The organism is Sphingomonas sp. LR60 (assembly GCF_036855935.1).
Lineage (GTDB): Bacteria > Pseudomonadota > Alphaproteobacteria > Sphingomonadales > Sphingomonadaceae > Sphingomonas.
This window is the reverse complement of sequence record NZ_JASPFK010000001.1, coordinates 807,130-824,717: the sequence shown is the minus strand read 5'-3', so window position 1 is coordinate 824,717 and position 17,588 is coordinate 807,130. Positions and strand designations below refer to the sequence as shown.

At 68.9% G+C, this 17,588-nt stretch carries 19 protein-coding genes, 1 tRNA gene and 1 pseudogene; 1 reads left to right on the top strand and 20 read right to left on the bottom strand.

Going from position 1 to position 17,588, the window contains the following annotated elements:
* Positions 1-29: 29 nt before the first annotated feature.
* A complete protein-coding gene (locus tag QP166_RS03835; RefSeq protein ID WP_333914707.1) occupies positions 30-551 on the bottom strand; it encodes a 2'-5' RNA ligase family protein in 522 nt (173 codons plus the stop codon).
* Positions 548-2,468 (bottom strand): annotated as a pseudogene (locus QP166_RS03830) (potassium transporter Kup). The gene QP166_RS03835 and the pseudogene QP166_RS03830 overlap by 4 nt, the downstream one beginning before the upstream one ends.
* A gap of 136 nt (positions 2,469-2,604) precedes the next feature.
* Between QP166_RS03830 and QP166_RS03825 the strand changes: the two are divergent.
* Positions 2,605-2,823, top strand: coding sequence for a DUF3072 domain-containing protein (locus tag QP166_RS03825; RefSeq protein ID WP_333914706.1), 219 nt, complete (start codon positions 2,605-2,607; stop codon positions 2,821-2,823).
* A gap of 10 nt (positions 2,824-2,833) precedes the next feature.
* Here QP166_RS03825 and QP166_RS03820 read toward each other — a convergent pair whose 3' ends face one another.
* From QP166_RS03820 to QP166_RS03735, 18 genes are all read right to left on the bottom strand, one after another.
* Entirely contained in the window at positions 2,834-3,466 is a 633-nt protein-coding gene (locus tag QP166_RS03820; protein ID WP_333914705.1) for a tetratricopeptide repeat protein, read from the bottom strand.
* A complete protein-coding gene (gene ccmE / locus QP166_RS03815; protein ID WP_333914704.1) occupies positions 3,466-3,906 on the bottom strand; it encodes a cytochrome c maturation protein CcmE in 441 nt (146 codons plus the stop codon). Before ccmE ends, QP166_RS03820 begins: the two co-directional genes overlap by 1 nt.
* The gene (ccmD, locus tag QP166_RS03810) at positions 3,903-4,007 is read right to left on the bottom strand and encodes a heme exporter protein CcmD (protein WP_333914703.1); all 105 of its coding nucleotides are present in this window, start codon (positions 4,005-4,007) and stop codon (positions 3,903-3,905) included. The genes ccmE and ccmD overlap by 4 nt, the downstream gene beginning before the upstream one ends.
* Positions 4,004-4,729 (bottom strand): heme ABC transporter permease CcmC, encoded by a 726-nt coding sequence (ccmC, locus tag QP166_RS03805; protein WP_333914702.1) that lies wholly within the window; start codon positions 4,727-4,729, stop codon positions 4,004-4,006. The genes ccmD and ccmC overlap by 4 nt, the downstream gene beginning before the upstream one ends.
* 243 nt (positions 4,730-4,972) lie before the next feature.
* On the bottom strand, positions 4,973-6,028 hold the full coding sequence (locus tag QP166_RS03800; RefSeq protein ID WP_333914701.1) for a Leu/Phe/Val dehydrogenase: 1,056 nt from the start codon (positions 6,026-6,028) through the stop codon (positions 4,973-4,975).
* 90 nt (positions 6,029-6,118) lie between these two features.
* Positions 6,119-6,195: transfer RNA gene (locus QP166_RS03795), tRNA-His, on the bottom strand.
* A 48-nt stretch (positions 6,196-6,243) separates the two neighbouring features.
* Complete coding sequence (gspN, locus tag QP166_RS03790) at positions 6,244-6,903, bottom strand: type II secretion system protein N (protein WP_333917250.1); 660 nt, start codon at positions 6,901-6,903, stop codon at positions 6,244-6,246.
* Positions 6,830-7,435 (bottom strand): type II secretion system protein GspM, encoded by a 606-nt coding sequence (gene gspM, locus QP166_RS03785; RefSeq protein WP_333914700.1) that lies wholly within the window; start codon positions 7,433-7,435, stop codon positions 6,830-6,832. Before gspM ends, gspN begins: the two co-directional genes overlap by 74 nt.
* Entirely contained in the window at positions 7,432-8,514 is a 1,083-nt protein-coding gene (gene gspL, locus QP166_RS03780) for a type II secretion system protein GspL (protein ID WP_333914699.1), read from the bottom strand. Before gspL ends, gspM begins: the two co-directional genes overlap by 4 nt.
* Entirely contained in the window at positions 8,409-9,485 is a 1,077-nt protein-coding gene (gene gspK / locus QP166_RS03775; RefSeq protein ID WP_333914698.1) for a type II secretion system minor pseudopilin GspK, read from the bottom strand. Before gspK ends, gspL begins: the two co-directional genes overlap by 106 nt.
* Positions 9,472-10,161, bottom strand: a complete 690-nt coding sequence (gspJ, locus tag QP166_RS03770; RefSeq protein ID WP_333914697.1) for a type II secretion system minor pseudopilin GspJ — start codon at positions 10,159-10,161, stop codon at positions 9,472-9,474. The genes gspK and gspJ overlap by 14 nt, the downstream gene beginning before the upstream one ends.
* Positions 10,158-10,559 (bottom strand): type II secretion system minor pseudopilin GspI, encoded by a 402-nt coding sequence (gspI, locus tag QP166_RS03765; protein WP_333914696.1) that lies wholly within the window; start codon positions 10,557-10,559, stop codon positions 10,158-10,160. Before gspI ends, gspJ begins: the two co-directional genes overlap by 4 nt.
* Positions 10,546-11,025: a GspH/FimT family pseudopilin gene (locus QP166_RS03760; protein WP_333914695.1), complete on the bottom strand. Its 480-nt coding sequence runs from the start codon at positions 11,023-11,025 to the stop codon at positions 10,546-10,548. Before QP166_RS03760 ends, gspI begins: the two co-directional genes overlap by 14 nt.
* A 4-nt stretch (positions 11,026-11,029) precedes the next feature.
* The gene (gene gspG / locus QP166_RS03755) at positions 11,030-11,470 is read right to left on the bottom strand and encodes a type II secretion system major pseudopilin GspG (RefSeq protein WP_333914694.1); all 441 of its coding nucleotides are present in this window, start codon (positions 11,468-11,470) and stop codon (positions 11,030-11,032) included.
* Between the two features lie 8 nt (positions 11,471-11,478).
* Positions 11,479-12,702: a type II secretion system inner membrane protein GspF gene (gspF, locus tag QP166_RS03750; RefSeq protein ID WP_333914693.1), complete on the bottom strand. Its 1,224-nt coding sequence runs from the start codon at positions 12,700-12,702 to the stop codon at positions 11,479-11,481.
* A gap of 145 nt (positions 12,703-12,847) precedes the next feature.
* Positions 12,848-14,428: a GspE/PulE family protein gene (locus QP166_RS03745; RefSeq protein WP_333914692.1), complete on the bottom strand. Its 1,581-nt coding sequence runs from the start codon at positions 14,426-14,428 to the stop codon at positions 12,848-12,850.
* Positions 14,425-16,641 carry a type II secretion system secretin GspD gene (gspD, locus tag QP166_RS03740; protein ID WP_333914691.1) on the bottom strand — a complete coding sequence of 739 codons (2,217 nt, stop codon included), beginning with the start codon at positions 16,639-16,641 and terminating at the stop codon, positions 14,425-14,427. Before gspD ends, QP166_RS03745 begins: the two co-directional genes overlap by 4 nt.
* Positions 16,638-17,534, bottom strand: a complete 897-nt coding sequence (locus QP166_RS03735) for a type II secretion system protein N (RefSeq protein WP_333914690.1) — start codon at positions 17,532-17,534, stop codon at positions 16,638-16,640. The genes gspD and QP166_RS03735 overlap by 4 nt, the downstream gene beginning before the upstream one ends.
* Positions 17,535-17,588 lie beyond the last annotated feature (54 nt).

The window sequence follows — 17,588 nt, the reverse complement described above, 5'->3', positions numbered from 1 at the left end:
CGCGGGCTATAGCAGCCGAACCAAAGCGGTCAAGCGGCGAAAGAATGGTTCGACAACAATTCCCACGGGCCGCCGCGGTACCAATAGGCCGCCAGCCCGGCGATCGCGACCGGGCGCGGCCGGAACGTCGCGCGGAGATCGGCCAACAGCGCCTTGGCGACCGCCGGCTCGACCTTGTTCTGCACCGTGACATGCGCGCGCCAACCCCCGGCGTCCTGTGGCGTCAGCAGCCCGGCGAAGGCAGCGGCGAGGCTCGCGCGGATCGCGGCCAGCTCTTCGCAGTCGATGCGATAGGCGACGCCGCGACCCAGCGAGATCACGTCCGCGATCCGCGCGCGCGGCGCCGGAACGCCGCGGGTTTCCGCGACCAGCCGCTGCTTTACCTCAGGCGCGAGCGACGGCGGGAGATGATGGAACATCGTCAGATGCGCCGCGAGCTGGTTGCGCTCGGGCGGGAAGTACGCGCGACGCTCGGCCTCGAAGAAAGCCTGATCCTCGCGCCCGAACAGCGCGGTGACGATGATCGGGGCAGGCTCGAAAGAGGCGGTCAAATTTCGATCTGGCTGCCCAGCTCCACCACGCGGTTGGTGGGCAGACGGAAGAACTCCATCGCACTTTCCGCGTTGCGCAGCATCCAGCTGAACAGCTTCTCGCGCCAGATCGCCATGCCGGGGCGCTCCGAGGCGAGCAGCGTCTGGCGACTGAGGAAGAAGCTGGTGTCCATCATCCGGAACGCCGCGCCGCAGCCGTCGAAGGTCTTCAGGTGCGCCGGCACGTCGGGCTCCTCCATGAAGCCGTAGCGCAGGATGACGCGGTGGAAGCCCTGTCCCAGATCCTCGTGGAGGAAGCGGTCTTCCTCGGGGAAATAGGGCATGTCGGTGACGCGGACGGTCAGCAGGATGACGCGCTCGTGCAGGACGCGGTTGTGCTTCAGGTTGTGGAGCAAGGCGTGCGGCACGCCCTCCGGCGTGGAGGTCATGAACACCGCGGTGCCCGAGACGCGCGTCGCCGAGGTCGCCGCCGAATCGATGAAGATCTTGATCGGCATCGCCGCCTCACGCATCCGCTCGATCATCAGCTTGCGCCCCTGCGACCAGGTGGTGAGGAGCACGAAGACGATCACCGCGACCAACAGCGGGAACCAGCCGCCGTCGGGCACCTTGGTGAGGTTCGACGCGAAATACAGGCCGTCGATCGACAGGAACACAATTTCGAACAAGGCGGTCGCCCACAGCGGCCAGTGCCAGACCCGACGGATCAGCACGCCGACCATGCAGGTCGAGATGAACATCGTGCCCGTCACCGCAATGCCATAAGCCGCGGCGAGGTTCGACGATTCGCCGAAACCGAAGACGAGCAGCAGCACCATCACCATCAACGCCCAATTCGCCGCCGGGATGTAGATCTGCCCCGCTTCGGACGCGCTGGTGTGGGTGATGCGGATACGCGGCATCAGCCCGAGCTGCACCGCCTGCTGGACGACCGAATAGGCGCCGGTGATGACCGCCTGGCTGGCGATCACCGTCGCCATGGTCGCGAGGATGACGAGCGGAAGGCGCCAATTCTCGGGCGCCATCAGGAAGAACGGATTTTCCGCGGCGGACGGCTGTTGCAGCAGCAACGCGCCCTGCCCCAGATAGTTGACCATCAGCGCCGGCAGCACGAACGCCAGCCACGCCAGCTCGATCGGGCGGCGGCCGAAGTGGCCCATGTCGGCGTAGAGCGCTTCCGCCCCGGTCACCGCGAGCACCACCGATCCGAGCGCGAGGAATGCCAGCCCGCCATCGTTCATCGCGAAGCGCACCGCGTAGAGCGGGTTGAGCGCGAACAGAATATCAGGACGCTGGATGATGTGTGCGACACCCATCACCGCGAGCACGACGAAATAGACCGCCATGATCGGCCCGAACAGCCGCCCGACCTTCTCGGTGCCGATCGACTGCATGTAGAAGAGCGCGATCAGGATCGTCACCGCGATCGGCAGCACGAACGAGATCGAAACCCTGTTCGACCGTCGCCAGCCCCTCGACCGCCGACAGCACCGAAATCGCCGGGGTGATCATGCAATCGCCGAAGAACAAGGCGGTGGCGAGCACGCCGAGGATGACGAGGCTCGACCCCCATTTCTTTCCCGCGCCCGACCGGCGCTGGATCAATGCGAGCAACGCGAGGCTGCCGCCCTCGCCATTGTTGTCGGCGCGCAGCACGATCAGCACATATTTGAGCGTCACGATCAGCATCAGCGACCAGAAGACGAGGCTGATGACGCCAAAGACATGCAGTGGGTCGACCGCGAGCGGGTGGTGCCCGACGAACACCTCCTTCATCGCGTAGAGCGGGCTGGTGCCAATGTCGCCATAGACGACACCGATCGCGCCGAGCGCGAGCTTGGCAAGACTGCCGCTGTGCTGATGATGCCCGGCGGCCGCTTGTGCGCGGACGGCAGGGTCGACGGTGCTGACGCTCATGCGCTGGCCACCGCTATCGAGAGGTCGTCCGCATTGGTGGCCATAAGCTGGCGCGCCTAGCACGCGCCCGATGCGCCCGCAACGCGGAACAGGTCGCGAACATAAATGTTCTGTTCAGCGAAAGGACCTTGCCACCATGACCGATACCCATAACCCGAAGCGCGAACCCTTCTCGAACGCCGAAAAGGACCCGGACGATTGGACCACCGGCGACGAGCCGATGACCGGGGCACAGGCGAGCTATCTGAAAACGCTGAGCGAAGAGGCGGGCGAGCCATTCGACGAGTCGCTGACGAAAGGCGACGCGTCGAAGCGGATCGATGCGCTTCAGGAGAAGACCGGCCGCGGCAAATAGCCCGCGGCGGTCAGCGCGCGTCGTTGGCCGCGATCAACCGGTCGAGCAGCGCCAGCCGGCGCGCGATCTCGATACGATACGGCGTGCCGTCCGGCGAAAGCTGGACGGCACGCGCCCATAGCTTGCGTGTCTTGGCGACGTCCCCGGCCTCCAGATAGGCGAAGCCGAGATAATAAGGTGGTGCCGGGTGTTCGGGGGCAAGCCGCGCCGCCTGCCGAAACGCGACCAACGCGGGCGGCGAGACGCGATGCCCCGCTTCGGCGGCAAGCGTCACGCCGGCCCATGTCCACAGGATGAAGCTCTGCGGCAATTTGGACAGGCCGCCGAGCACGACCCGCGCCGCCGCATCGTCATTGCCACTGCGCGTCATCGCGTCGGCGGCGACGAGATAGGCCGTATCGGCGTTGAAGCGGCCGAACATGCTGTCGCGAAGCTGCGTTTCTTCGATATCGATCGGCGGAGTCGTGGTCGTGCGTTGCGGTGCCGCGGCGCCGACCATCGGCCGCCCCTGCCAGGCATAGCCGACCCCGCCGAGGCACAGTGCCGCGCCGACCATCGACCACAACAGCCGATCGACGCGCAGCCACAACGCCATCGCGGCGAACGCCGCCGCAGCCAACACCAATAGCGCGACGAACCCCATCAGCGCTGCTCCTCGAGCGTGCGGGTTTCGTGCATCTTCCCGGCCATTTGCGGCGGCATGTATTTCTCGTCGTGCTTGGCGAGCAGGTTGGTGGCGACGAACGAGGCGTCCGGGCGGAAATGCCCCTCCGCCACGACACCCGAGCCTTCGCGGAACAGGTCGGGCGCGATTCCGCTGAACCGCACCGGGGTGGTCGCCTTGCCGTCGGTGACGACGAAGTCGATCGATACGCCGTCGGCCGCGCGCTTGAGCGAGCCGCGCTCGACCATCCCGCCCAGCCGCACCGCCTTGTCGGGCGGCGGCAGATTGCCCGCGACGTCGGCGGGCGCGTAGAAGAACGCCGCCTGGTCGCGCAGACCCGAAAGCGCGAGCAGCGCCGCCGCGGCGATCGCGCCGAGGCCGAGCAACACGAGCATCAGTCGCTGGTTCTTGCGCGTCACTTCTCGGCATCCCGCATCTGGTGCCAACTCCACCACGCAAGCGCCGCGGCGGCGAGCAAGGTCAGCGCATAGGCGCCGGTGACGAAGGGCCACGGGTTCATGCGCGTGCCCGCCGCCGGAGCCGTGCCTCGGCCTTTTCGCGCGCCAGCATCGTGCGCATCCGCATCAGCACCACCGCCCCGAAGAAGAACGAGAAGCCCGCCAGCATGATCGGCAGCGGCCAGAGCAGCGAGCGATCGATGCTGGAGCCGGTCAGCCCGATGCTCGGCCCCTGATGCAGCGTGTTCCACCACACCACCGAATAGCGGATGATCGGGAGCAGCACGGTGCCGGCGATGCCGTACAGCGCGGGGATGCGGCCATCGCCGTCGCGCTCGCGATCGGCCTGCGCCAACGCGATGAAGCCGAGATAGACGAAGAACAACAGCAGCATCGAGGTCAGCCGGCCGTCCCATTGCCACCACGTCCCCCAAGTCGGCCGGCCCCAGATCGCGCCGGTCACCAGACACAGCGCGGCGAAGATCGCGCCGGGCGCGGCGATCGCGCGCGCAGCGATCATCGCCAGTGGATGCCGCCACACGAGGAAGACGATGCTCGAGATTGCGATGCTGCTCCATCCGCCCATCCCCAGCCAGGCGGATGGCACGTGGATGTAGAGAATGCGGACCGTCTCACCCTGCAGATAATCCGCCGGGGTCTGCGTCAGCCCCGCCCAGCAGCCGATCGCGATCAAGGCGACGCCCGCCCACCACAGGATCGGGGTGAGCGGACGCGCGATCTTCAGGAAACGCGCCGGGTTGGCAAAGGCATGGAGCGCAGGCACGGCGCCGGGATAGGCGAACCGGGGGCGGCCGTCACCCCCGGCGTTTTGTGGATGGGGGTGAGGGACACAATCGCCCCATCTTCCGCGGCACGGGTATCGGCGGAGGCGACAGACATAGGCCCCTGCATTCGCAGGGGCGACGGCTGTTTGAGGCGGTGTCGCCCCTGCGGAGGCAGGGGCCTATGTCTGCTTCGTCTCGCGCACCGTCGCCGCCGAACGCGGCAACGGTGTGCCAGATCACTGTTACGCAGCCCTGCCGATCAGGCGGCGCGCGATCCGGTCGGCGACTTCGGCGGTCGGATCGCCCGAGGCGGCAGCTTCGTCCCATACCTGATCCAGGCGACCAGGAATCTGCGCGATCCGCGCCATCACCTCGGCCTCGTCGCCGTGGCCGAGATATTCGAGCCCGACGTTGATGATGCCACCGGCGTTGATGACGTAATCGGGCGCGTAGACGATCCCGGCGTCGTGCAGTCGCTGACCGTCCGCGCGCGTCTCGAGCTGGTTGTTCGCGCCGCCCGCGACGATCTTCGCCTTCAGCGTCGGGATCGAGCGCTCGGTGAGGATTGCGCCCAGCGCATTGGGGCTGACGATATCGACATCCGCCGACAGGATCGCGTCGGGCGCGACGGTCGTCGCCCCCAGCTCCGCGGCCATCCGCTCGGCCCGCGCCTGATCGACGTCGGCCAGCGTCAGGATCGCTCCGTCCTTCGCCAGCAGCCGGGCAAGGCCGCCGCCGACCGAACCGAGCCCCTGGATCGCGACGCGCACGCCCTTCACGTCATCGGTGCCGAGCCCGCGCTTCGCCGCGGCGCGCACGCCGAGATAGACGCCGTGTGCGGTGTACGGGCCGGGATCGCCACCCGCCGCACCCTGCGCGACCGGCAGCCCGGAGACGTAGCGCGTCTCGCCCGCGATCACCTTCATCCGTGCCTCGGACATGCCGACGTCTTCGGCGGTGACGTAGCGACCGCCGAGCGACTCAACCGCGCGGCCGAAGGCCACCAGCTGGTCGTCGCTGATCGTCGCGCCCGCCCGGTCCGCGAGGACGACACCCTTGCCGCCGCCGAGATCGAGTCCGGCCATCGCATTCTTGTAGCTCATGCCGCGCGAGAGACGCAGGGCATCGGTAATCGCACGGGAATCATCGGCATAATGCCAGAAGCGCACCCCGCCTGCCGCCGGTCCGAGCGTGGTCGAGTGGACGGCGATCACCGCCTTCAGCCCCGACGTCGGATCGGTGAACAGGTGCAGCCCTTCATGGCTGTCGAAATCGGGATAGTCCCAGACCGAGGTCATCGTCTCTCCAGTGCGCACGACGTTAAATTACCGTCAGGCGCGCTAATCTTGTCTGGCGAAAAACGCCAGCAAGAAACAGAAATGGAGGGATGGGGCGACCGACGGGACTTGAACCCGCGACCCTCGGTACCACAAACCGATGCTCTAACCAACTGAGCTACGATCGCCGCGAAGGCCGTGCCCCTAGCGGCATGGCAGCCGGTTCGTCAAGCGGTTCAAAAACGTCCGTCGACCGAGAAGGTTCGTGCCGCACCGTTGACCGCGAAGCCGGCGCCGTCGAGCCGTGCCGCGATCGTCGGGTCGGTCGGGATCAGCGTCAGGTCGGCGCGATAGCGGCCGTCCGGCCAGAGCCGCAGGTTGACCCCCTCGCCCGCGCCGCTGGTGAGCGGCAGCAGCAAGGCGCCGGCATCGCAGCGCGCAGTGCCGCTGAGCGCACCGGGCAGCGGCTGCCCGAGGAACGCCCCGGTGAGCGTCGCGCGGACGCGACCTTCCGCCGCTTGGCACGTACCGTCGACGAAGCGCACCGTCACACCGTCGAGGTTGAGCGCGGAGACGGGTAAAGGCGCGAAGGCGTTACCGGGCGAGAGCGGTCCACTGGCACCAATAATCGCCGCGCGATTGCGCCCGATCTCAACCGCACCGGCGAGCCGCTGTGCCGGATCGTTCGACTCGCTCTCCAACGCGATCCTCGCGCGACCGATCAGCAGCGAGAGGGGCGACAGGCCCGCGTCGAGATCCCCCAAGGCGATCTCGCCGAACCGCGCCTCGACCAAGCGCCCCGACCACAAGCTGCCGGTCACTTCACGCGCGGCAAAGCCCTGTCCGTCGAGCCCGGTCCAGCCGAGCGCGAGCCGCAGCGGGAGAAAGGCGAGCATCGCCGCCACGAAAAGCGCGAGGAACAGCGTGCGGCGACCGGTAGTAAGCGGGATGCGCATCAGGCCCCCGCGCACGCAGCGTCATGGTCGCGGTGACGCTGCCCGCGCCGTTGCCCGAGACGCTGAGCGAGTCGACGAGGACGCCTTCCGCCTCCAGGCCGCTGATCCATTGCATCAACGCCCCGGCCCGCGCGGTGGCGATCGCGGTTCGGATGCGATCCGGCGCCTCGACGTCGAGGCTGGCGAGCGTGAAGCCCGCGGCGTCGGCACGCGCGCGGACGATGTCGGCGAGCGGCGCGGACAGCGGGGTCGCACGGCGCTGCAACGCCTTGACCTGCCGCAGCCCGGCCTGCGCGGTGCCGAGCCGGATCACCGCATCGGTATAGCGTTCACGCGACGACGACAGGCCGTCGCGCACCGGACGGATCACCGCGCCCCACACCAGCGTCACCGCCGCCAACGCGACCATCACCAGCAGCAATCGCCGCTCACGCAGCGAGCGTCCGTCGAACCATGCCTTCAACGCCGTCATGGCCGCACCGTCATGTCGCCGGTCAGGCGACCGGCGGATTGCTGGAAGACACTCGATTCGACCGTGAAGCCGGCATCGGCGAGCCGCGACTTGACCGTGTTAGCCTGTGCCTCGCCCGCCAGCGACAGCGAGACACGCAGCGCACCGTTCGGCTCGAACTGCAAGGCGGTGATCTCGGTGTCGGGCACCGCCTCCACGATCGCGTAGATCGCCGCGGCGGTGCGGGTGAAACCCTGCCCCGGCCCGCGCAGTGCCGACAGTCGCTCGCCGAGCATCCGTGTCGCATCCCCTTCGCCGGTGCCGCGCGGCAGGCCCTGTCGCGCGATCGTCGCGGCGCGCTGCTCGATCGCATCGGCACCGAACGAATAGCGCATGATCCGCACCACATCGATCGCCAGCGTTGCGAGCAGGATCAGCCCGGCGAGCACCGCCAGCCGCCGCACCAGCGCCCAGTCGATCGAGGTACGCCGGCGGCGACGCGCGAACGCCCCCTGCCGCAGGTCGATCACCGGCTCCGCGACCGCGTCGATCGCGGCGGCGCGAAGCGCGGCGCGGTCGAGCAGGCGCGGGGTCTCGCCCCGCGTGACCAGCCCGGTAAGCACCGGTTCGTCGGCCCAACCGGTCGTACGGCCACGCGCCACCACCTGCCCGCCAAGGTCGGCGCGGACATAGCCCTCTTCGGGTTCCGGGAGCAGCAACGGGGCGGGTACGACCGCGGCCGGATCGACTCCGCCGCGTGCCAAGGCCGCGAGCCAGCCCGCCATCCGCGCCGGTGCGACGACCGCGATCGCGCGCTCGCCATCGCGCTCTCGGCCGACCGCGACATGGAGGTCGTGCGCCGGCTCGGCAGTCGCGTCGCTGACCACGACGCGTGCCGCCGCCAGCGCCTGCGCCGGGGAACGGGCGGGTAGCGCCGCCCAGTGCAACGTCACCGCATCGGCCGGCGCGACCGCGACGACGCGATCGTCCGCCGTCACCTCGGGCAGCCCCTCGCCCTCGCGCTCGACCGCATCGTCGCGGATCCGCCACCAGCGCCACGGCTGCGAGATCGTCGGGGGGCAGGAAGAGGAGCGTCGCAACGGTCATGGTACATCCCCCATTGCCGCGTCACGAGCCGGACGGGAAGGGTCCGCGCGTCGATCAGCCCTTCCTCATGCAATTCCGCGCCGCCATTGGCCACATCGATGCGCAGCGCGAACCATTTGGTGGTGACGGCGGTCTGCGACTGCGCGCCGATGTCGGTCGCACCGCCCGCGCTCGCCAGTTGTGCCCAGAACTGCCCGGTCTGCGCATAGCCGCCGGGTGGCCGGCGCAGCAGCAGGCCCTGCGCCTGCGCGACGCCCATCGAGTCGGGGAGCAGCATCGCGAGCAGCGGCGCCTGTTCCGGAAGCAACGTGTTGACGTTCAACACCGACTGCCGCGCGATCGGCAGCGTGCATACCCATGGCCGGATCACCTTGAACGCCTCTGGCGTGACGCCTTTCACGGCGCGTAGCTCGCTGACATCCGCCATCAGCGTGCCGGCGGTGCGATAGCCGCGATAATCGTTGTTCTCCGCACCGCCGGGCAGTGGATCGTCGTCGCTGTCGAGCCAGTCGGCCGTGGCGGCGGCGATCGCGTCACCTTCCGGCACGCGCAACAGCCGCAACAACCTCTGAAAGCGCGTCAGCGCCTGTGGGTTGACGAGATAGGCATCGCCGAATCCGAACGTCACCAGCCCGTTGAGGTTGAAGCAATTGCCGCCATCGGTAACCCGCGCGACCGCGGTGCCGCCGGGGATCGGCAGCCCGAACGGTCGACCACTCCATCCGCCGGTCAGCGCGACGCGGTCGCGGCTTTGTTGCAGCAAGGTAGAAACGCGACGGGTCGCCAACGTCTCGGCGGCATAGGCGTAGCCCCGCGCGGCATCGAGCGCGACGGCATTGGCGGCGAGCCGCGTCGATAGCCGGAGCCGCTCCAGCGCAGTCGCCGCCATCACCGCGATCACCGCGACGAGCAGCAGCACGGTCAACAGCGCGGCGCCGCGCTCGCCCGGCCTAGCGCGGCGCATCGATCGCGCCTGCGGGTGTGCCCGCCGGAGTGCCGCTTCCAGGGCCTTGCTGACCGTTGTTGGTGTCGTCGGTCGTACGCGGCGCGCCCGTGCCGACGAGGAACAGCAGCCGGTAGGATTGCCCACCGGCGCGCACGAGCGTCAGCTCGATCGCCTGCGGCAGCGTCGCTCGTTCGTCGCCCTGCCAGGTGTCACTCCACGCCCCGGCATAGCGGAACCGCACGCGCACCTCCTGCACACGTTCGACCAGCAACGCCGCCGGCAAAGGCGCGGCTCCGTCGAGCGCGGGATAGGCGACGCGCTCGATCCCGTCGGCGGTCAGGCGATATTCTACCTTCTGCAAGGTCGCGCGCGGTGCCTGATCGGGGTTCGCCCAGCCGCCGCGCACGAGGCGCAGGATCGGCTGCGCGCTGCGGTCGCCCGAAAAGGCCGGGAGCAGCGTGCCCGCGGCGTCACGAGTCGGGCGATCCTGCGCCTGCGCCATGTCGGCGGTCATGATCGACACCAGCCGGTTGAGCGCGGCATTGTCATCGAGCGCCGCGTCGGTCGCGCCCTGCGCGCGGACGCTGAACGCCAGCAATGCGACGCCCGCCGCGGCGATCATCCCAAAGATCATCAGCGCGATCATCACCTCGACCAAGGTAAAGCCCGCTTCGTGCGTCGTCCGGCGGGTCATGGCCCGACCCTGACTTGCGAGATCGGCGCGGGCGGTGGGCGGACCATCGTCGCGCGCCCCATCACCGCGCCGCCCGCGTCGCTGACCGCGACATCGATCCGCTGGACATCGCCATCGCCGAGCGGCTGTGTGTCGCGGACCCACGTCCAATTGCGCCCGCCCGCCTGCTCGATCCCGGTCGCGCGGCCGCGCGTCGGCGGTTGCGCATCGGTGACGGCCTCGATCGCGACGTTTCGCGCGACGATCTGCGCGAGCAACGTCTCGGACACGAAGCCGGTCGAGCGGATCGTCTGTCCCTCCAGCCGGATCAGCGCCAATGCGGCGAGGCTGAACACCACGAGTGCGACCATGATCTCGACCAAAGTGAACCCGCGGGCGCGCGGGTCAGCCCGCGACACGGACGGTCCCGTCGGCGTCGATCACCACATCGGTGCGCATCCCCTCGCGAGTCAGCGTCACGGTCATCGCGCGGTCGGCTAGCCCGGTGGTATCAAAGGTCAAGCGGTCGCGCGCCGGGCCGGTGGTTGCGGTACCGGGTTTCCAGCGCTCGACGCCCAGCGGGCCATCGAGTGGGGTCCACGCCCCACCACGCCACTGGTCGAAGCCGTAGCCGCCCGGCGTCACCCACAGGCTGACCGGGCGCGCCTCGACGATCGCGGCGTCGTGCGCGGCGCGGGTGCGCACCGCGAAGCGCGCCGCCTCGTCCATCAGCCGTCCGCGCGTGTCGGGCATCATCAGCACCGCCGCCGCCGAGGCGAGCCCGATGACGGTAATGACCACCATCAGCTCGATCAGCGTGAAGCCGCGCTGCCGCGCGTCATGCGTGCGGCAGCGCGCCCCGGCCCACGCCGTGGCCAGGAACAATGGCTTACTGCCAGGATCCGATATCGGCATCGATCCCCTGCCCGCCGTCCTTGCCGTCGGCCCCGAGCGTCCAGACATCCGCCGCGCCGTGCTGACCGGGCGAGGCATAAAGGTACGGCCGGTTCCACGGATCTTCCGGCAAACGCTTGATATAGCCGCCGGCTTGGTAGCGCGCGGCATCGGCGCCCGCCGGCGGGGTGACCAGCGACTGCAGCCCCTGCGTCGTCGTCGGGTAATTGCCCATCTGCAACCGGTAGAGTTCGAGACCCTGCTCGATCGTCGCGATATCGGCCTTGGCTTTCTGGATGCGTGCGGTGTCGCCCGACGGCAGCACGTTCAGTGCGACGATCGTCGCGAGCAGGCCGATGATGACGATCACCACCATCAGCTCGACGAGGGTGAACCCGTTGCGCTTCCTGCGGCGGTTCTTCTGTTCGGTCGACATAGGCATTCTCATTGTCCGGCCAGCGTGTTGAGCTGAAGGATGGGGAGCAGGATCGATAGCACGATCGTCGCGACGATCGCGCCCATGATGACGATGATGAGCGGTTCGAGAAGCGACATGGCGGTGGCGGTGAAACGGTCGAACTCGCGTTCCAGATAATCGGCGGCGCGCTCCAGCATCTCGTCGAGCCGCCCCGCCGCTTCCCCGCTGGCGGCGAGGTAGACGAGCAGCGGCGGGAACACACCCGCGCGGCGCATCGCCGTCGACAGACTGCCGCCGCCGCGGATCGATTCGGTGATCTCGTCCGACGCCACCTTCAGCCGCCGGTTGTGGATCGTGCCCGCGGTAAGGCTAAGCCCTTCCAAAAGCGGGAGACGGCTGGCGACCATCGTCGACAAGGTCCGCGCCATCCGTGCCGCGTGGAGGTCGCGGAGCAGGCGACCAAGCAGCGGTACACGCAGCAGCCAGCTGTCGAAGGCGAGCCGGATCGGCGGCTGGCGCAGCGCTGCCCATGCGCCGACGCCGAGCGCGACCAGCACCAGCAGCATCAGCCACCACCAGCCGACCAGCACGTCCGACAGCCCAATCACCAGCCGCGTCAGCAGCGGGAGTTCCTGCCCCACGGTATCGAATTGCTCGACCACCTGCGGAACGACGAAGGTCATCAGCGCCAGCACCACCCCGAGCGCGACAGCGGCGAGCACCGAGGGATAGGCCATCGCGGTCAGCAACTTGCCGCGGATTTCGGCCTGACGTTCGAGCAGGGTCGACAGCCGCTCCATGATCTGCGGCAGCGTGCCCGAGCTTTCGCCCGCCGCGACCATCGCGCGGTAGAGCGGCGGGAAGCTCTTCGGCTCGCGCGCCATCGCATCGGCGAGGCGGCGGCCTTCGACGACCGCGCTATGGACGGTCTGGACGATCGCGCGGACGCTGTCCTGCTCGGTCTGGCGGGTGATCGTGCGAAGCGACTCTTCCAGCGGCGACACGCGGTTGAGCGTTGCCAACTGTCGGGTGAACAAGGTCAATTGCTTGCCCGACATCTTCGCGCGGCCGAGTTCGAGCCCGAACAATGGGCGGCTACGCGCCTGTGGGGTGTTGCCGGGTTCGAGGCGGACGACGTACAGCCGCTTGCGGTCGAGCGCGGCGCGGGCGGCGTCCATGTCGGTGGCGCTGACGTGGCCGCGCGTCTCGTTACCGCGGGTGTCGATCGCAAGATAGTCGAAGTCAGCCATGACCTTACCCGCCCCTTCCTGTCAGGGAGGGGTGGGTGTGGGTAGGGTTCGGGTGGTACGGAGCCGGGGGCGCACACTCAGACGTATCGCGGACACGCCACCCACCCCCGGCCCCTCCCTGACAGGGAGGGGAGTATGTAGCGGCTTAATGCGCATCGGCGATCGCGGCTTCGGCGGCGTCGACGTTTTCGCTGCGGGAGACGCGAATCGCTTCTTCCGCAGTGGTTTGCCCGCTCTCCACCAGCCGCCGCGCGGCGATGGCCAGCGTGTCGTTGTTGACGAAGGTGTGGCGCGCGATGGCGTCTTCGTCGCCGCCCTCGTTGATCAGGCGGCGGACGGTCGAGTCGACGCGCACCGCTTCGTAGACGCCGATCCGGCCGCGGAAGCCGGTTCTGTTGCAATTCTCGCAGCCTACCGCCTCGTAGACAATCTTCGCCGGATCGATGCCGAGCAGCGGTGCGACCGTCTCCGATGCTGGCACCGGGCGTGCGCAATGTTTGCACAGGCGACGCACCAAGCGCTGCGCGATCACCGCGCGCAACGTCGAGGCGAGCAGGAACGGCTCGACCTTCATGTCGCGCATCCGCGTGATCGCGCCGACCGCGTCGTTGGTGTGGACGGTCGACAGCACGAGGTGGCCGGTCAGCGACGCCTGCACCGCGATCTCGGCGGTTTCCCGGTCGCGGATTTCGCCGATCATCACCACGTCGGGGTCCTGCCGCAGGATCGCGCGCAAGCCCGCGGCGAAGGTCAGCCCGACCTTAGCGTTGACCTGCGTCTGCCCGACGCCCTCGACCGCATATTCGACCGGGTCCTCCACGGTCAGGATGTTGCGGCTGCCGTCGTTCAGCAGGCGCAGCGCCGCGTAGAGCGTCGTCGTCTTGCCGCTGCCGGTCGGGCCCGTCACCAGCACGATGCCGTTCGGCTCCGCGATCGCCTCGCGCAGCAACGCGTACATCGGCGCGCTCATCCCGAGCGCGTCGAGGTCCATGCCGGCATTCTCCTTGTCGAGAATACGCAGCACGACACGTTCGCCCGCGCGGCTCGGGAGGGTCGAGACGCGGACGTCGAGCAGCTTGCCGCCCAGCGTCAGCCCCATGCGCCCGTCTTGCGGCACGCGCCGCTCGGCGATGTCGAGGCGGGCCATGACCTTGATACGACTGACCACGACGGGCGCGACATGCGGCGGCATCCGCAGCGTCTCGCGCAGCACGCCGTCGATCCGCATTCGCACGACCAGCCCGGTCTCGTACGGCTCGATATGGATATCCGACACGCCGTTGCGCGCGGCATCGGCGATGATACCGTTGATGAGCCGGATCGCGGGCGCGTCGTCGGCGGTGTCGAGCAGATCCTCGGCGGTCGGCAAGCCATCGGCGAGCAGGTCGAGTTCGTCGCCCATGCCGACGGCGGCGGCGGCGGTCGCCTGCCCGTCCATCGCATAATTGTCGCTGAGCAAGCGGTCGAAGGCGGCCGGCGCAACCACCGCGACATCGAACGCGCGCCCGAGCACGCGCCGCACCTCGATCAGCGCGCGCGGATCGCTGCCCTCGCGCAGCGCCACGGCGTCGCCATCGAGCACGACGCCGAACTTGCGCGCGAAGGCATAAGGCAAGGCGACCGGCGGCACGACCGGCACCGCATCGGTCAGCACGGTCGCGCCGTCCGGGGCGGGCGGCAGCGGCGCGGCGGCCGCGTCGATCTCCGCGCCGGTCCGCAAGATCATTTGCGCTTGCCCCCGGTGATGACGCTCGTCGAGTTGCGATAGACCGGCACGCCGACGCGCGGGTCCTCGATGCTGCCCGGCTCGCCCGGTGCGGGCAGCGGCGGAGTGGCGCCCATATAATCGCGCACCAGCTCGTCGATCGACGGCTCGACGGTCGGGTCCTGCAAGCCCTGCTGGAGGCGCAGATAGCCGTAGCGGCGCTCGGTAACGCGGCGGTTCTCCTCCGCCGAGCGGATCACCGTCGGGCGGATGAAGATCATCAGGTTCGACTTGGCGCGGGTCTTGGCCTTGCTCTTGAACAGATTGCCGAGGATCGGAATGTCGCCGAGGAACGGGATCTTCTCGATCGTCCGCCGCTCCTCGTCGGAGAGCAGTCCGCCGATCACCCCGATCGCGCCATCGTCGACGGTCAGTACCGTCTCGACCTCGCGCTTGTTGAGGATCAGGTCGGAATTGTTGCTGCTGACCGGGCCGGCGATCGAGCTGACCTCCAGATGGAGGTTCATCTTGATCGTGCCCGACGAATTGACCTGCGGCCGCACGTCGAGCCCGATGCCGACATTCTGCCGCTGCGTCGTGCGGAAGGCATTGTCGAAATTGTTCGACAGCGCCTCGCCGGTGGTGATCGGGATCTCCTGCCCGACCAGGGTATGCGCTTCCTGATTGTCGAGCGTCATGATCTGCGGAACTTGCAGCAGGTTGGACTGCGTATCGCTCTTCACCGCGTTGATGATCGCGCCGAAGATCGTGCTGCCGATCTGCCCGCCGAACCCGCCGAACCCGCCTTGCGAGCCGATGATCGAGCTGATCGCGGATTGCGTGAGCTGGTTCGACGCGCTGTTGTTGACGTTGGTGGTGGTGCGCGTCCCGTCCGGCGACACGACCGTGGTCTGCGTGCTGCCGAGCTTCTGCGCGCCGACGGCGCCAGCGATCTGCAGGATGTTGGGGGCGGAATTGCTGAACGTCGAGGCGGCGAAGGCGCCACCGTCGATGTTGCCGAGCAGGAATTGCGCGCCGAGGCGGTTGACGGTGCTGTCCGACACTTCGGCGACGATCGCCTCGACCAGCACCTGCTGGCGGCGCTGGTCGAGCTTGCGGATCACCTCGGCGAGCTGACGCTGGACGTCGGCGGGGGCGGCAACGACGATCGCATTCGCGCCGGCATAGCGCGTCACCACCGCGGCGGTGCGCGCGCCTTCGCCGCGAATCGCGGCCTGCTGCGGCTGGCTGCCCGATTGCTGTGTAGTGGTCTGTTGCGACTGGCTGCGCGTCGCGGGCTGCGGGGTCGCGCCGACCCCAGTCGCGCCGGTGCTCGACGTGCTGAGTCCGGTGCGGCTGAGCCCCTGTTCCTGGACCGCGTCGGGTGCCTGACCGACGAGTTGCTGGAGCACCGGCAGCAATTGATTGGCGTCGGCGTTCTCGAGGAAGACGACGCGGATTTCGGTCGCGTTGCGGGCGTTCTGGTCGAGTTCGCGCGCCAGCCCGGCGAGCCGCGCGACGGTCTGCGGATCGCCGCGTAGCGCCACCGCGTTGCTGCTCTCGATCGCGACCGCCGAGGCACCGCCGGTCGCCGCCGCCGCACCGCCCTGCGCACCGCCGCCGAGCAATCCCGTCAGCGCGGTCGCGACCTCGCTGGCGCGCGCGTTCTTGAGGGCGACGATCCGCGTCGCCGAGGTGTCGGCGTCGATCCGCCGTACCACTTCGCGCACCCGCCGGACATTGTCGGCGAAATCGACGACGACCAGGCTGTTGCCGCCGCGATTGGCGGTGACCGAGCCCTGCGCGCTGACCAGCGGACGCACCGTATCGACCGCCTGCGCGGCGTCGACCGAACGCAGCCGGATGATCTCGGTAACGAGCTGGTTGCGCTGCGCGCCCGCCAGTCCGATCCGCCCTGGCTGGCTGGCGGCATTGTCGATCGGCTGGACGCGGAATGCGCCATTGGCGGTCGGCACCGCGATCAGCGCGTTGGCGCGCAGCGTCGAGAGGAACACCTCCAGATATTCGCTGCGCGACAACGGGCGATCGGTGACGACCGACACCTTACCCTGCACGCGATTGTCGATGATGAAGGTGCGCCCGGTGACCTTCGCGGCATCGGCGATGAAGGCGCGGATATCGGCATCGCGGACATTGAGCGTGGTCTGCGCCAGCGCCGGCTGCGCAGCGGCGACGAGAGCGAGCGGGGACAGGAAAGTGGCGGTGCGGTTCATCGTGTTACCGGAATGGTGAGCGGCAGCGGCTGGCCGCCGCGTTCGACCGTGAGGGACAGGGTGCCGCCCGACGCGCGCGCGCGGGTGAGCATTTCGAGATCGGACGGGCCGCTGATCGGGCGACCCGCGACGGTGGTGATGACGTCGCCGTCGCGCAGCCCGGCCGCGCGGAACGCCGTCCCGCCCTGTCCGCGGACGGTGACCCCGGTGACCTTGCCGCCTTCGATGCGCGGGATCGCGTTGATTTCCTGACGAAGCTGCTGCGGCGAGACGTTGGCGGCACCGGGGGCGACCGGCCCGCCACTCGGCGTCTCGAGCGGCGCGGCGGGGCCGGGCGCGCCGGCCGGCGGCACCGATGTCGGCGGCGGGTTCTGCGCGGGGTCGGCGGCGGGCGCGGTGACGATGCCGCTGCTGGACGACTGATCGAGGAACAGATCCTCGTTCCGACCGCCGCGATCGAGCGTGACATGGTCGAAGGCGACCGCCTTGAGCGTGACGCCGGGCACGACCTCCTCACCCACCGCGATGCTCTTCTGAACGCCGTCCGGGCCGGCGATGATCGCCGCGCCGCGCGCCTGCGCATCGTCCATGCGGGTGCCGTACAGCGTGAGCTGGAGCGAGGTCACCGCGCTCGGCCCCTGCGCCTGTGCCGCGCCGCTGACGCGGTAGAAAGGATCGAAGCCGGCGAGCACGCCGGCCGCATCGGCAGGCACGGTCGGCCCGGCGGGCACCCATGCGCCTAGCGGCGCGACGGGGGTGAGCAGCACCCATGCCAGCCGCGCGCACTGCACCGCCAGCACCGCGAGCAGCGCCAATTCGGCCGCGGAGTAGATATTTACCACGGGCAGCCGCCGCAGGATCGCCCGCGCACGGGCATCGAACTTCAATCGCATCGGCCAGGCCAACTCCCCGCGAACGGCCGCTTAGGTAAACCATATTACGTGGGT

What these genes read in the sequence shown, in the direction of transcription:
- QP166_RS03825 (WP_333914706.1), top strand. Translation starts at nt 2,605, where the DNA reads ATGACCGATACCCATAACCCGAAGCGCGAACCCTTCTCGAACGCCGAA.
- QP166_RS03820 (WP_333914705.1), bottom strand. Translation starts at nt 3,466, where the DNA reads ATGGGGTTCGTCGCGCTATTGGTGTTGGCTGCGGCGGCGTTCGCCGCG.
- ccmD (WP_333914703.1), bottom strand. Translation starts at nt 4,007, where the DNA reads ATGAACCCGTGGCCCTTCGTCACCGGCGCCTATGCGCTGACCTTGCTC.
- QP166_RS03800 (WP_333914701.1), bottom strand. Translation starts at nt 6,028, where the DNA reads ATGACCTCGGTCTGGGACTATCCCGATTTCGACAGCCATGAAGGGCTG.
- gspN (WP_333917250.1), bottom strand. Translation starts at nt 6,903, where the DNA reads ATGCTCGCCTTTCTCCCGCTGCGGCTCGCGCTCGGCTGGACCGGGCTC.
- gspM (WP_333914700.1), bottom strand. Translation starts at nt 7,435, where the DNA reads ATGACGGCGTTGAAGGCATGGTTCGACGGACGCTCGCTGCGTGAGCGG.
- gspK (WP_333914698.1), bottom strand. Translation starts at nt 9,485, where the DNA reads ATGCGCCGCGCTAGGCCGGGCGAGCGCGGCGCCGCGCTGTTGACCGTG.
- gspJ (WP_333914697.1), bottom strand. Translation starts at nt 10,161, where the DNA reads ATGACCCGCCGGACGACGCACGAAGCGGGCTTTACCTTGGTCGAGGTG.
- gspG (WP_333914694.1), bottom strand. Translation starts at nt 11,470, where the DNA reads ATGTCGACCGAACAGAAGAACCGCCGCAGGAAGCGCAACGGGTTCACC.
- gspF (WP_333914693.1), bottom strand. Translation starts at nt 12,702, where the DNA reads ATGGCTGACTTCGACTATCTTGCGATCGACACCCGCGGTAACGAGACG.
- QP166_RS03745 (WP_333914692.1), bottom strand. Translation starts at nt 14,428, where the DNA reads ATGATCTTGCGGACCGGCGCGGAGATCGACGCGGCCGCCGCGCCGCTG.
- gspD (WP_333914691.1), bottom strand. Translation starts at nt 16,641, where the DNA reads ATGAACCGCACCGCCACTTTCCTGTCCCCGCTCGCTCTCGTCGCCGCT.
- QP166_RS03735 (WP_333914690.1), bottom strand. Translation starts at nt 17,534, where the DNA reads ATGCGATTGAAGTTCGATGCCCGTGCGCGGGCGATCCTGCGGCGGCTG.